The 12,249-nt window shown below is 69.4% G+C and carries 12 protein-coding genes; 10 read left to right on the top strand and 2 right to left on the bottom strand.

The features are described 5' to 3' along the window. The first annotated feature begins 49 nt into the window (after positions 1–49). The 3 genes from LRS14_RS13085 to LRS14_RS13095 are packed head-to-tail and all read left to right on the top strand — an operon-like array spanning position 50 to position 3,458. Positions 50–1,519, top strand: coding sequence for an alpha/beta hydrolase (locus LRS14_RS13085; RefSeq protein WP_257799819.1), 1,470 nt, complete (start codon positions 50–52; stop codon positions 1,517–1,519). Next, positions 1,516–2,277 carry an ATP-binding cassette domain-containing protein gene (locus LRS14_RS13090; protein ID WP_257799820.1) on the top strand — a complete coding sequence of 254 codons (762 nt, stop codon included), beginning with the start codon at positions 1,516–1,518 and terminating at the stop codon, positions 2,275–2,277. The genes LRS14_RS13085 and LRS14_RS13090 overlap by 4 nt, the downstream gene beginning before the upstream one ends. Next, positions 2,274–3,458, top strand: coding sequence for an ABC transporter permease subunit (locus LRS14_RS13095; protein WP_046112968.1), 1,185 nt, complete (start codon positions 2,274–2,276; stop codon positions 3,456–3,458). The genes LRS14_RS13090 and LRS14_RS13095 overlap by 4 nt, the downstream gene beginning before the upstream one ends. Before the next feature lie 16 nt (positions 3,459–3,474). Here LRS14_RS13095 and LRS14_RS13100 read toward each other — a convergent pair whose 3' ends face one another. Continuing rightward, on the bottom strand, positions 3,475–3,852 hold the full coding sequence (locus tag LRS14_RS13100) for a hypothetical protein (protein ID WP_157039537.1): 378 nt from the start codon (positions 3,850–3,852) through the stop codon (positions 3,475–3,477). A 138-nt stretch (positions 3,853–3,990) separates the two neighbouring features. On the opposite strand from LRS14_RS13100, the gene LRS14_RS13105 reads away from it, so the two are divergent. The 3 genes from LRS14_RS13105 to LRS14_RS13115 all read left to right on the top strand — a co-directional run bounded on the left by LRS14_RS13105 (position 3,991) and on the right by LRS14_RS13115 (position 8,421). Continuing rightward, on the top strand, positions 3,991–4,704 hold the full coding sequence (locus LRS14_RS13105; RefSeq protein WP_046112967.1) for a helix-turn-helix transcriptional regulator: 714 nt from the start codon (positions 3,991–3,993) through the stop codon (positions 4,702–4,704). A 336-nt stretch (positions 4,705–5,040) separates the two neighbouring features. Then, on the top strand, positions 5,041–6,288 hold the full coding sequence (locus tag LRS14_RS30260) for an HlyD family secretion protein (RefSeq protein WP_257799821.1): 1,248 nt from the start codon (positions 5,041–5,043) through the stop codon (positions 6,286–6,288). Between the two features lie 6 nt (positions 6,289–6,294). Continuing rightward, positions 6,295–8,421: a peptidase domain-containing ABC transporter gene (locus LRS14_RS13115; RefSeq protein WP_257799822.1), complete on the top strand. Its 2,127-nt coding sequence runs from the start codon at positions 6,295–6,297 to the stop codon at positions 8,419–8,421. A gap of 36 nt (positions 8,422–8,457) precedes the next feature. On the opposite strand, the gene LRS14_RS13120 is transcribed toward LRS14_RS13115, so the two are convergent. Then, positions 8,458–8,748, bottom strand: a complete 291-nt coding sequence (locus tag LRS14_RS13120) for a YkgJ family cysteine cluster protein (protein WP_257799823.1) — start codon at positions 8,746–8,748, stop codon at positions 8,458–8,460. A 108-nt stretch (positions 8,749–8,856) separates the two neighbouring features. Here LRS14_RS13120 and LRS14_RS13125 point away from each other — a divergent pair, with 108 nt between their 5' ends. Genes LRS14_RS13125 through LRS14_RS13140 form a run of 4 tightly spaced genes read left to right on the top strand, consistent with a single transcriptional unit; the run spans position 8,857 to position 12,204 of the window. After that, a complete protein-coding gene (locus tag LRS14_RS13125; RefSeq protein WP_257799824.1) occupies positions 8,857–9,135 on the top strand; it encodes a DUF2061 domain-containing protein in 279 nt (92 codons plus the stop codon). A 53-nt stretch (positions 9,136–9,188) separates the two neighbouring features. Further along, positions 9,189–11,183, top strand: coding sequence for a tRNA uridine-5-carboxymethylaminomethyl(34) synthesis enzyme MnmG (gene mnmG, locus LRS14_RS13130; RefSeq protein WP_257800473.1), 1,995 nt, complete (start codon positions 9,189–9,191; stop codon positions 11,181–11,183). Next, complete coding sequence (rsmG, locus tag LRS14_RS13135; protein ID WP_257799825.1) at positions 11,183–11,875, top strand: 16S rRNA (guanine(527)-N(7))-methyltransferase RsmG; 693 nt, start codon at positions 11,183–11,185, stop codon at positions 11,873–11,875. The genes mnmG and rsmG overlap by 1 nt, the downstream gene beginning before the upstream one ends. Further along, a complete protein-coding gene (locus LRS14_RS13140; protein ID WP_257799826.1) occupies positions 11,872–12,204 on the top strand; it encodes an SMR family transporter in 333 nt (110 codons plus the stop codon). The genes rsmG and LRS14_RS13140 overlap by 4 nt, the downstream gene beginning before the upstream one ends. Positions 12,205–12,249: the final 45 nt, after the last annotated feature.

Here is a 12,249-nt window from a genome sequence, read left to right on the forward strand (position 1 = left end):
CACTAGTTGGCATGGGTGTGGGATCGCAACCCGCACAATGCGTCGCATCATGAAACGTTGGGGAAGGCCGGTTGCGCTGGCCGGGGCCATGGCCTGGGGCGCGCTCTTGCACGGTGCCGTGGTGGCGGCACCCGCGCTCACGCCGTGCCGGCTGGACGGCATCGAGCACGAGGCCCGCTGCGGCACGCTGGAGCGTCCGCTGGACCCCGCCGCGCCGCAAGGTGCGCGCATCACGCTGCACTATGCGGTGCTGCCGGCGCTGGCCCGCAACAAGCAGCCCGATCCCGTCTTCTTCTTGGCCGGCGGTCCGGGGCAGAGCGCCATCGAGATGGCGGGTCCCGTGGCCGGCATGCTGTCGCGCTTCCTCAACCGTCGCGACGTGGTGCTGATCGACCAGCGCGGCACCGGCCGCAGCGCGCCGCTGCTGTGCGACGACGATGCCGACCAGGCGCCGCTGGCCCGCCAGTTCGAGCCTGATGCGCAGCGCCGGCGGCTGGCCGAATGCCGGCGCTTGCTGCAGGCACTGCCGCATGGCGATCTGCGCCAGTACACCACCGCCGTCGCCGCCGGGGATGTGGAAGCGGTGCGGCGCGCGCTTGGCGTGGCGCGCATCAACCTGGTGGGCGTCTCCTACGGCACCCGGCTGGCGCTGGAGGTGCTGCGGCAGTCGCCGCGGCGCGTGCGGCGGGTGGTGCTCGATGGCGTGGCGCCGCCGGACATGGTGCTGCCGGTGGCCTTCGCCAGCGACCAGCAGCGCGCCGTGGAGGCGGTGTTCAGCGGCTGCGAGCAGGACGCCGACTGCAACCGCCGGCATCCCGACCTGCGCAAGCGCTGGGCCACGCTGCGCAACAGCCTGCCGCGCGACTGGCCGGTGGCACATCCGGCCACCGGCGTGGTGGAGCGCCAGCGTGTCACGCCCGAAGTGCTGGACGCAGTGCTGCGCGGCCCGCTGTACCTGCCTGCTTTGGCCGCCGCGCTCCCGCAGGCGATGGACCAGGCCACCCGGGGCCGGCTGGAGCCGCTGGCCGGCCTGGCCCACGCGGCCGGCGGCCGCCGCGGCGTGGGCGTGGCGATGGGCCTGCACTTCTCCGTCGTGTGCGCCGAGGATGCGCCGCGCCTGCCCCCGGCCGCCCCGCGTGAAGACCCGCTGGTGCGCCGCTACCGCGATGCCTGCGCGGACTGGCCGCGGGGCAGCGTGCCGCCGGCCTTCTACCAGGTAGGCCCATCGGCCGCACCGGTGTTGCTGCTGTCGGGCGGGCTGGACCCGGCCACGCCGCCGCGTCACGGCGACCGCATGGCCGCCGCCCTCGGCGCCAAGGCGCGGCATGTGGTGGTGCCGCAGGCCGGCCACGGCGTGGCGATGCTGCCCTGCATGCGCGACGTGCTCTACCGCTTCATCGACACTCCCGACGAAGCCGCAGCCCTGGCCGCGGTTCGTGCCGATGCGGGCTGCGCGGTGCAGCTGCCTCGCCCCCGGCCCTACCAGCCGCCCGCACCCCCGGCGGAGCCGCGCCGATGATCGAGGTGCTGGGCTTGCAGAAATCGTTTGCCAGCGGGCGTGGTCGCCAGGCGCGGCAGGTGAAGGCGGTGGACGGCGTGCTGTTCCGCGCGGCGGACGCCTGCATCACCGGCCTGCTGGGACCCAACGGCGCCGGCAAGACCACGACGCTGCGCATCGTGGCCGGCCTGCTGCCGCCGGATGCCGGCCACGTGCTGGTGGATGGCATCGACGTGTCGCGCGAGCCGCAGCGGGCGCTGGCGCGCATGGGCGTGCTGAGCGATGCACGCGGCCTGTACCCGCGGCTGACGGCACGCGAGAACATCGTCTACTACGGACGCCTTCAAGGCATGCCGCGTGCGGCCGCGCTGAGGCGCGCACAGCAGCTTGCCGAGGTGCTGGACATGGTGCCGCTGCTGGACCGCCGCACCGACGGCTTCAGCCAGGGCGAACGCATGAAGACCGCGCTGGCACGCGCGCTGGTGCACGACCCGGCCAACATCATCCTGGACGAGCCCACCAACGGGCTGGACGTGCTGGCCACGCGCTCACTGCGCGAGGCGCTGCGCCGCCTGCGCGACGAGCAGGGCAAGTGCATCGTGTTCTCCACCCACATCATGCAAGAGGTGCAACGCCTGTGTGACAAGGTCGTCGTGGTGGCGCATGGCCGCACGGTGGCCGATGGCAGCGTGGACGCGCTGCTGCAGTCCACCGGCCAGGTCGACTTCGAGGACGCCTTCGTGCAGCTGGCCTTCGGCCCGGAGGCGGACGCGGCATGAGGGGATGGCGCCAGGTGATCGCTGCCGCGTGGGTCGTGTACGGCAAGGAACTGCTGGACGCGCTGCGCGACCGCCGCACCCTGCTCACCGTGCTGCTCAGCTCGGTGGCGGTGGGGCCGGTGCTGCTGGTGGTGCTGTCGGTGCTGATGGCCGGCATCGAGCAGCGCGCCGAGCAGCGTGAGCTGATGGTGGTGGGCATCGAGCATTCGCCGCTGCTGCGCAACTACCTGGAGCGCCAGACCTGGCGCGTGCGCGAGGCGCCATCCGACCACCTGGACCTGCTGCGCCGCAACCGCCTGGGCGACGCGGTGCTGGTGGTGCCGTCCGGCTTCGACGCCGCGCTAGCCACCGCCGCGCAGCCGCGCCTGGAGATCGTGGCCAACGGCGCCAATCCCCGGTCGCAGGCCAGCAGCGCGCGCATCGGCCGGCTGGTCAGCGGCTTCGTCAGCGAACGCGCCACGCTGGACCTGGCCCTGCGTGGGGTGTCGCCCCGCCTGCTGCAGGTGGTGGACGTGCAGCCGCGCGACCTGTCCACGCCGCGCGGCCGGGCAGCGCAGCTGTCGGCCTTCGTGCCCATCCTGGTGCTGATGGCGGTGCTCTACGGTGCGCTGCCTGCCGCGCTGGACTCCACCGCCGGCGAACGCGAGCGCGGCTCGCTGGAGCCGCTGCTGATGAATCCGCCGCTGCCGCTGGCGCTGGTGCTGGGCAAGTGGGCCGCGGTGGCCAGCGTGGCGATGGGCGTGGCACTGCTCGGCTCCTTCAGCTTCCTGCCGGCGCAGTGGCTGCTGCGCAGCGAGACGCTGGCCGCGATGTTCCAGTACGGCTGGCGCGAGGCGCTGGTGTTCCTCGCGCTGCTGGTGCCCCTGGCAGCGGCGGTGTCGTCGGTGCTGATGGCGGTGGCCATCCGCTGCCGCAGCGTCAAGGAGGCGCAGGCCAATGCGGCGGTCATCGTGCTGCTGGTGTCGGTGCTGCCGCTGGTGGCGTTGTTCAACGACAGCGGCCCGCAGCCCTGGCAGCTCTGGGTGCCGGCGCTGGGGCAGGTGACCCTGATGAACCGGGTGCTGGCCGCGGAGGCGGTGCCGCTGGCCGACGTGCTGGTGCCGCTGCTGGTGTGCGCGCTGCTGGCGGCGCTGGGCATCGGCGACGTGGCCCGGCGGTTGCGCCGGGCGGCGGTGCGGTGATGCGCGTGGCGAACGGTCAGTTCAGCAGCGTGCTGCCCAGGGCACGTTCCACCTCGTTCTGCCAGGGCAGCCCGTGCACGATCTCGGTGAGGTGGCGGGCCGATTCCCAGGCGGTGAGCACGGTGCCGCCGGTGTCCACCAGGCGCAGGTTGGTGATGACGCACATGGGGTCGGCCATGGCCACCACGCCGGGGCACAGCTGCACCCAGTCCCAGGCCACGCCGGCATCCACGTCACCCAGCGGGCCGATCCAGATGGTGTGGCCGCTGCAGGGCGCGCTGGCGTCGCCGGTGGACATCACGCGGGTATCCAGGTGCACCAGGTTGAGGTGGCTCTTCGAGGCTGCCTGCCACAATACGGTGGGCCAGGCATGCAGCGTCCATGAGGGTGTCATCGGCGTGGGGGAATATGGTGGGTTGACTGGTCGGGCGGGGCCGGCAGCGTACTGGCAGTCTTGGTCATCGGCCATCCCGCTTCAAGCTGTAAACCTTGACAGGTTGGGGCAGGCGGTCGCAGCGATGCAGGAAGTTTGATGCTGCAGGGCAACTATCTGGCGGTGCTCGAAGCCCGCGACATCGACGAGTTCCGCAGCGCGGTGTTGCGCTTCACGCACGACATCGGCTTCAGCACGGTCAGCGCGGTGACCGTCGTGGAGCAGCACGGCCGCGAGGCGGACTTCATCGCCGTGGGCAATACGCCGCCGGGCTATGAGGAAGCCTACGTGCGTGTGGCCGATTCGCGCCGCGACCCGGTGCTGCAGCATCTGAAGCGGCAGAGCGTGCCGCTGGTATGGTCGCGCGATACCTACCGCACCAAGGGTGTGGAAGATCTCTGGGAGGAGCAGGCCGCCTTCGGCTATCGCACCGGCGTGGCCATGGCACTCCATTTGCCGGATGGCAAACACTTCCTGCTCGGCGTGGACCGCGACGCGCCGCTGCCCAGCGACACGCGGGAGCTGACGCGCATCGTGGCCGACCTGCAGCTGTTCGCGGTGCATGCGCAGGACACGGCGCTGCGCATCCTGGTGCCGCCGTCCCGGCAGCCGGAACGCCCGGCGCTCACCCCGCGCGAGCTGGAAGCGCTGAAGTGGACGATGGAGGGCAAGACGGCCTGGGAGGTGGGCGCCATCCTAGGGATCTCGCAGCGCACGGCGGTCCTGCACATTACGAACGCGATGCACAAGCTCGAATGCGCCACCAAGCACCAAGCGGTGCTGAAGGCGCTGCGCCTAGGCTTGATCCACTGAGGTGCACAAGCTGTAAGAGCTTACAGTTACAGCCGACCGGCTCGACTGCTGGAATAAGGCCACGTCGATGAATCGACGCAGCCCCCAAACCCCCAGGAGTCGACCATGGCCCAATCGCAAATCAACGCCGCCGCCGCCCAGGCCCCCAACAAGTGCGCACGCCCGCTCCGCAAGCTGGCGCACCTGTGCAGAAGCCCGCTGCGCCGCTGGTGCTCGACGAGCGCATGCTGGGCCAGGTGACCGGCGGCCTGCCGCGCGTCGGCGGCTGGTGACCGGCTCTCGGCCCGCTGGCTCGGCGGGCGGGCTCAGGCTCCGCACGCCCACCGAGGGCGGACCGTGACAAGCATCTTCCGACCCGAAGCGCTGGACCACCAGCGCGACCAGTGGATCGGACACATCCGGCTGGCGCGACCTGTGTCGTTGCGCTGGCTGACCGTGCTGGTGGTGGCCGCTTTCGTGGCCGTGGCGTTGTTCCTCACGCTGGGCCACTACACGAGAAAGGCGCGCCTGTCGGGCGTGCTGGTGCCGCAAGGCGGCCTGCTGGAACTGCGCACGCCGCGTGAGGCCGTGGTGCTGGAGCGCCGGGTGCGCGAAGGCGATGCGGTGCGGCAGGGCGACGTGCTGTACGTGCTGACGCTGGACCGCAGCAGCGGCGAAGGCGAAACCCAGGCCGAGGTGCGCCGCAGCCTGGACGAGCGCCGCCGCAGCCTGCGCGAGGCGGTGGAGCGCCAGGCCGCGTTGCGCGAGGCGCGCAGCCAGGCGCTGGCTGACCGCATCGCCGAAATGACGCGCGAGCGCAGCCGCCACGACGAGCGCACGCAGCTGCAGCGTGAGCGCCTGGCGCTGGCCGAACAGGCGCTGGCCCAGTTCGAATCGCTGCGCCACCAGGACTTCATCGCCCCCGCGCAGCTGCGGGCCAAGCAGCAGGACGTGCTGGAACAGCGCGAGCGCCTGCAGGCTCTGGCGCAGGAGCGCGCCCAGCATGAACGCAGCCTGGCCGCGCTGCAGGCCGAGGCGCGCGAGCTGCCCTTGCAGGCACAGGCGCAGCTGGGCGAGATCGAGCGGGAGCTCTCGGCCCTGGCCGGCGACACCGCGGAAACCGAATCCCGCCGGCGCGAGGTGCTGCGGGCGCCGCAGGACGGCGTGGTGGGTGCGTTGACGGCCGAGCCGGGGCAGTCGGTGGCGGCTTCGGCGGTGTTGGCGCGGATGATGCCGGGCCAGGCGCCGCTGCTGGCCGAGCTGTATGCGCCCTCCAGCGCGATGGGGTTCCTGCGGCCGGCGCAACCGGTGCTGATGCGCTACCACGCATTCCCATACCAGAAGTTCGGCTCCCAGGCGGGGCGGGTGCTGCGGGTGTCGCGCACGCCGGTGCCAGCCGACGCCCGGCCGCCGGTGGCCGGCCTGCCAGCGGACGAGCCGCTGTACCGCGTGACGGTGGCACTCGACCGGCAGGACGTGCAGGCCTACGGCCAGCCACAGCCGCTGGCACCCGGCATGCAGCTGGAGGCCGACGTGCAGCTCGACCGGCGCCGCCTGATCGAATGGATCTTCGAGCCGCTGCTCGGCGTGGCCGGGCGGGTGTAGCCCCACATGCTCGACCGTCTGAACCTCGGGCTGTTCAACCGCCGGCGGGTGCCCATGCTGCTGCAGACGGAGGCCGCCGAATGCGGCCTGGCCTGCCTGGGCATGGTGGCCGCTGCCCACGGCCTGCAGACCGACCTGCCCACGCTGCGGCGGCGCTTTTCGCTGTCACTCAAAGGCGCCTCCATGGCCGACCTGGTGCGCATGGCCGGTGAGCTGCAGCTCAGCCCCCGCGCGCTGCGCGCCGAGCCCGAGCACTTCGACAGCCTGCAGCTGCCCTGCGTGCTGCACTGGGACATGAACCACTTCGTCGTGCTGGTGGCCGTGCGGCGCGGCGTGGCAGTGATACACGACCCAGGGCAGGGCGTGCGGCACATGAAGCTCAGCGAGCTGTCGCGGCACTTCACCGGCATCGTGCTGGAGCTGACGCCTGCCGGCGGCTTCGAGCCGCGGGTGGAACGCCAGCCCATCAGCCTGCGGCGCATGCTGGGGCGGGTGAGCGGGCTCAAGCGCTCGATGGCGCAGGTGTTCGTGCTGGCGCTGGTGCTGGAAGCGTTCATGCTGCTGTCGCCCTTCCTGCTGCAGTGGGTGGTGGACGGCGTGCTGGTCACCGGCGACAGGGACCTGCTGGTCACGCTGGGCATCGGCTTCGGCCTGCTGGTGCTGATGCAGGTGGCCACGGGCGCAGTGCGCTCCTGGGCGGTGCTGGTGATGTCGGCCACGCTGAACCTGCAGTGGCTTTCCAATGTGTTCGCGCACCTGATGCGCCTGCCTGTGGCCTGGTTCGAGAAGCGGCACACCGGCGACATCTGGTCGCGCTTCACGGCCGTGCAGCAGATTCAGAAGACGCTGACCACCAGCTTCGTGGAAGCGGTGCTGGACGGCGTGCTGGTGCTGGCCACGCTGGCCATGATGGCGCTTTACAGCGGGCTGCTCACAGCCATCGTGGCGGGGGCGGTGGGCGTGTACGCGCTGCTGCGCTGGGCCTTCTTCCGGCCGCTGCGCGCGGCCACCGAGGAATCGCTGGTGCACGAGTCGCGCAAGGCCAGCCACTTCCTGGAATCGCTGCGCGGCGTGCAGGCCATCAAGCTGTTCAACCGCCAGGCCGACCGCCAGGGCCGCTTCATGAACCTGGTGGTGGACGCGATGAATGCCGACATCGCCACCCGCAAGATCGACCTGTGGTTCGGCGTGCTGCACAAGCTGGTATTCGGCCTGGAGCGGGTGGCGGTGGTGTGGGTGGGTGCACTGCTGGTGCTGGACGAGCGCTTCACCGTCGGCATGCTGTTCGCCTTCATCGCCTTCAAGGAGCAGTTCGCCACCCGCTTCAGCGCGCTGATCGACAAGGCGGTGGAGCTGAAGATGCTGCGCCTGCAGGGCGAGCGCCTGGCCGACATCGTGCTGACGGCGCCGGAGCCTCAGCAGGAGGCGGAGTTGCCGGTGAAGGCCGACTCCGCGCGCATCGAGGTGCAGGACCTGAGCTTCCGCTACTCTGATGCCGAGCCGGAGGTGCTGCGCGGGGTAAGCCTGACCATCGAACCTGGCGAGTCCGTGGCCATCGTCGGTGCGTCGGGTTGCGGAAAAACAACACTCCTGAAGTTGATGCTCGGCATTCATGCGCCGCAGGCGGGCGAGGTGCGAGTGGGTGGCGTGCCACTGAGTCAGCTCGGCCTGACGCGCTACCGGGCCATGATCGGCACGGTGATGCAGGACGACCAGCTGTTTGCCGGCTCCATCGGCGAGAACATCAGCTTCTTCGACACCGCGCCGGACGCGGCCTGGATCGAGGAATGTGCCCGCATGGCCTCGGTGCATGACGAGGTGGAGGCCATGCCCATGGGCTACCACACGTTGATCGGCGACATGGGCGCGGCCATCTCCGGTGGCCAGAAGCAGCGGTTGCTGCTGGCCCGCGCGCTTTACAAGCGGCCGCAGATCCTGCTGCTCGACGAAGCCACCAGCGCCCTGGACGTGGACCGCGAACGGGCGGTGAACCACAGCATCCGGCAGCTGCAACTCACGCGGGTGATCGTGGCGCACCGGCCGGAAACCATCGCCAGCGCCGCGCGGGTCGTGGTGCTGGAGCAGGGCCGCGTGACGCAGGACCTGCGCACGGTAGGGGCAGGGCGCGGCTGACGTTGGTCGGCATGTCGCCGCCGCCCATGGCTGAAGTCAGTCGGGTGTGCCGGCCGTCGTGGCGGCCTCGAGCGCTGTCAACCAGTGCATTGCATGTTCACGGCTGCTGCCGCACATGTCGGGCGCCGGTTGCAAAGACCCGCAGACGGCCGGTCGTTGCGGCGATCCGAACAGCGCACACAGGCCTTGCTCAGTGAGCTGGACGCAGCGCACGCCGGCGGGCTTGCCACCGGGCATGCCCGGAATGGCGCTGCTGATCGACGGCGCAATGCAGCAGGCCGCGCAGCCGGCGCGGCAGTTGAGGGCAGGGACGGGTGTGATGCGCATGGCGTGATTGTCGGGGCTGCCTATCGACGCCATCGACGCCTTTGATTGGTCAACTTGCGGAGGCCTCGCCACACTCCTGAACAAGATTTGTTCTCATCTGGAGTGAGCATGGCCAAGACCGCTGCATTTGGTGTCATTCACTTGGGCATCGCGTTCGGCGTGACCTACGGGCTCACCGGCAACGTATGGGCAGCCAGTGCCGTCACGCTGGTGGAGCCGGCGGTGAACATGGTGGCCCACTATTTCTTCGACAAGCATTGGAATGACAGCGCGGTCGAGGCGTGGGTGGCTAGGCGCAAGTTGGCCATGAAGCGGTGTTTCACGTGGAACAGAGCGCAACGAGGTGAAGAACTGCACAGCCGGCAGGGGGGTGAGGCGGTCGCCTAAAATTGAGGCATTCCCACCGTTGAAGGCAGGCCGTACCCACCGGCCTGATGCCCGTGCTCCATCCTCAAGAGTTTGACGTCATCGTCGTCGGCGGCGGCCACGCCGGCACCGAGGCCGCCCTGGCCGCGGCCCGCATGGGCTGCACCACTCTGCTGCTGACCCACAACGTTGAGACGCTGGGTCAGATGAGCTGCAACCCGTCCATCGGCGGCATTGGCAAGGGGCACCTGGTCAAAGAGGTGGATGCGCTTGGCGGCGCGATGGCGCTGGCCACGGACGAGTCGGGCATCCAGTTCCGCATCCTCAATTCCAGCAAAGGGCCTGCGGTGCGTGCCACGCGGGCGCAGGCCGATCGGGTTTTGTACAAGGCGGCCATCCGCCACCGCCTGGAAAACCAGCCGAACCTGTGGCTCTTCCAGCAGGCGGTGGACGACCTGATGGTGGAGGGTGAGCGGGTGGTGGGCGCCGTGACGCAAATCGGATTGCGGTTCCGTGCGCGCACGGTCGTGCTGACGGCGGGCACCTTCCTCGACGGCAAGATCCACGTGGGGCTGCAGAACTACAGCGCTGGCCGGGCCGGGGATCCGCCCGCGGTGAGCCTGTCCGCCCGATTGAAGGAACTGAAGCTGCCGCAAGGCCGCCTGAAGACCGGCACGCCGCCGCGCATCGATGGCCGCTCCATCGACTTCAGCCGCCTGACGGAGCAACCCGGTGACCTCGACCCGGTGCCGGTGTTCAGCTTCATGGGCGACCGGGCGATGCACCCGCGTCAGGTGCCTTGCTGGATCACGCACACCCAGGCCCGCACGCACGAGATCATCCGCTCCGGCTTCGACCGTTCCCCGATGTTCACCGGCGTGATCGAGGGCGTCGGCCCGCGCTACTGCCCCAGCATCGAAGACAAGATCAACCGGTTTGCCGACAAGGACTCGCACCAGATCTTTCTGGAGCCGGAGGGCCTGACCACGCATGAGTTCTACCCGAACGGCATCTCGACCTCGCTACCGTTCGACATCCAGCTGGCGGCGGTGCGGTCCATGCCGGGGCTGGAAAATGCCCACATCCTCCGGCCCGGCTATGCCATTGAATATGACTACTTCGACCCCCGCGAGTTGCGCGCGTCCTTTGAAACTCACGCCATCAAAGGCTTGTTCTTCGCCGGCCAGATCAATGGCACCACGGGCTACGAGGAGGCGGCGGCGCAGGGATTGTTTGCCGGCATCAATGCCGCGCTGCAGGTGAAAGGCGAGGCGCCTTGGCTCCCGCGGCGCGATCAGGCCTACCTCGGTGTGCTGGTGGACGACCTGATCACCAAGGGTGTGACCGAGCCGTACCGCATGTTTACCAGTCGTGCGGAGTTCCGACTGCAGCTGCGGGAAGACAACGCAGACGCCCGTCTTACGGAAACCGGCCGGGCGCTTGGACTGGTCGACGATGTGCGGTGGACGGCATTCAACCGCAAGCGCGACGCTGTTTCACGTGAAACCGAAAAGCTGAAATCGACCTGGGTGCATCCGGCCATCTTGCCTGCGGAGCAAGCGGAACGGCTGGTCGGCAAGGCGCTGGAACGGGAGTACAGCCTGGCCGACCTGCTTCGCCGCCCCGGCGTCAACTTTGATGCGGTGGCCGAAATTGCACGGCTGGCGAAGCCGGAATCCGGTGTTTCACGTGAAACGCTCGTCGCAGATCTCGGGAGCGACCTTGCTGACGATGTCGTCGAACAGATTGAAGTCGTCATCAAGTACGCCGGATACATCGACAAGCAGGTGGGCGAAGTGGAACGCGCCGCCCATTTCGAGAACCTCCAGCTTCCCGAGGAGCTGGACTACGCACAGGTATCCGCCCTCAGCTTCGAGGTGCGCCAGAAGTTGAGCAAGCATCGGCCGGAAACGCTGGGCCAGGCTTCCCGCATCTCCGGCGTGACGCCGGCGGCCATCTCCCTGCTGCTGGTGCACCTGAAGAAGGGGCGTTTCAAGGGCTTCGTGGACACGCGCAGAGCCGACACCTCAGCCGCCACTCCGGCTGCTGCCGAAGGCGCTGACGCTTGATGGCCGGCAATGTGAACACCGCGCCTCTGCGCGAACCTCTGCAGCAGGGGCTGCGAGCGCTCGGTTGTCATCCGGGCAGCGAGGCCGAGGCCGAAGCCGTGACCGAGCGGTTGCTCGCCTACCTCGATCTGATTTCCCGCTGGAACCGCGTCTACAACCTGACGGCGGTGCGTGACCCGCAGGACATGCTCACGCAGCACCTGCTCGACAGCCTGTCGGTCGTGCAGCCGCTGGCCGAGGCGCTGGCCGGCCAGACCGGCGAGGCCGCAAACCGCGTGCTGGACGTGGGCAGTGGCGCCGGGCTGCCGGGCGTCGTGATCAGCATCCTGCGCCCGGAGCTCACCGTGGTGTGCGTAGATGCCGTGGCCAAGAAGGCGCGCTTCATCCAGCAGGTGGCCACGGAGCTGGGTCTGCGGCGGCTGCACGCCCAGCACACCCGCATCGAAGACCTGGACACGCCGCCGTTCGGCGTGGTCACCTCGCGCGCGTTTGCGTCGCTGGTGGATTTCGTCATGCTCACCCGCCGGCAACTGGCACCCCGCGGCCTGTGGATGGCCATGAAGGGCAGGGCGCCGGATGAGGAGCTGGCGGCACTGCCACCCGACGTCATCGTCACCGGGGTGCAGCCGCTGCAGGTGCCGGGGCTGGACGCCCAGCGCTGCCTGGTGTGGATGCGACCTGCCGCGGCATGAACGGCTACCTGGCGCTGGGGCTGGCCATCGTGGCGGAGGTCATCGCCACCTCAGCACTCAAGGCGTCGGAAAGCTTCACGCGGTGGCTGCCCAGCATCGTCACGGTGATTGGCTACATCACGTCGTTCTGGTTCCTGTCCATCACGCTGCGCACGGTGCCGGTGGGCGTGGCTTATGCGATCTGGTCGGGCCTCGGCATCGTGCTCATCACCACGGTGGCCTGGCTGCTGTTCGGCCAGCGCGTCGACCTGCCGGGAGTCATCGGCATGGGCCTGATCATCGCGGGCGTCGTGGTGCTGAACGTGTTCTCGAAAGCCGCCGCCCACTGAAGACAGGCCCCGGAACGGGGGTATGGAATGCTGTATAAACGTACA

It is taken from the genome of Aquincola sp. J276 (genome assembly GCF_024700035.1).
GTDB classification, from domain to species: Bacteria; Pseudomonadota; Gammaproteobacteria; order Burkholderiales; family Burkholderiaceae_C; genus Aquincola; species Aquincola tertiaricarbonis.

What these genes read in the sequence shown, in the direction of transcription:
- LRS14_RS13085 (WP_257799819.1), top strand. Translation starts at nt 50, where the DNA reads ATGAAACGTTGGGGAAGGCCGGTTGCGCTGGCCGGGGCCATGGCCTGG.
- LRS14_RS13090 (WP_257799820.1), top strand. Translation starts at nt 1,516, where the DNA reads ATGATCGAGGTGCTGGGCTTGCAGAAATCGTTTGCCAGCGGGCGTGGT.
- LRS14_RS13095 (WP_046112968.1), top strand. Translation starts at nt 2,274, where the DNA reads ATGAGGGGATGGCGCCAGGTGATCGCTGCCGCGTGGGTCGTGTACGGC.
- LRS14_RS13100 (WP_157039537.1), bottom strand. Translation starts at nt 3,852, where the DNA reads ATGACACCCTCATGGACGCTGCATGCCTGGCCCACCGTATTGTGGCAG.
- LRS14_RS13105 (WP_046112967.1), top strand. Translation starts at nt 3,991, where the DNA reads ATGCTGCAGGGCAACTATCTGGCGGTGCTCGAAGCCCGCGACATCGAC.
- LRS14_RS13115 (WP_257799822.1), top strand. Translation starts at nt 6,295, where the DNA reads ATGCTCGACCGTCTGAACCTCGGGCTGTTCAACCGCCGGCGGGTGCCC.
- LRS14_RS13120 (WP_257799823.1), bottom strand. Translation starts at nt 8,748, where the DNA reads ATGCGCATCACACCCGTCCCTGCCCTCAACTGCCGCGCCGGCTGCGCG.
- LRS14_RS13125 (WP_257799824.1), top strand. Translation starts at nt 8,857, where the DNA reads ATGGCCAAGACCGCTGCATTTGGTGTCATTCACTTGGGCATCGCGTTC.
- rsmG (WP_257799825.1), top strand. Translation starts at nt 11,183, where the DNA reads ATGGCCGGCAATGTGAACACCGCGCCTCTGCGCGAACCTCTGCAGCAG.
- LRS14_RS13140 (WP_257799826.1), top strand. Translation starts at nt 11,872, where the DNA reads ATGAACGGCTACCTGGCGCTGGGGCTGGCCATCGTGGCGGAGGTCATC.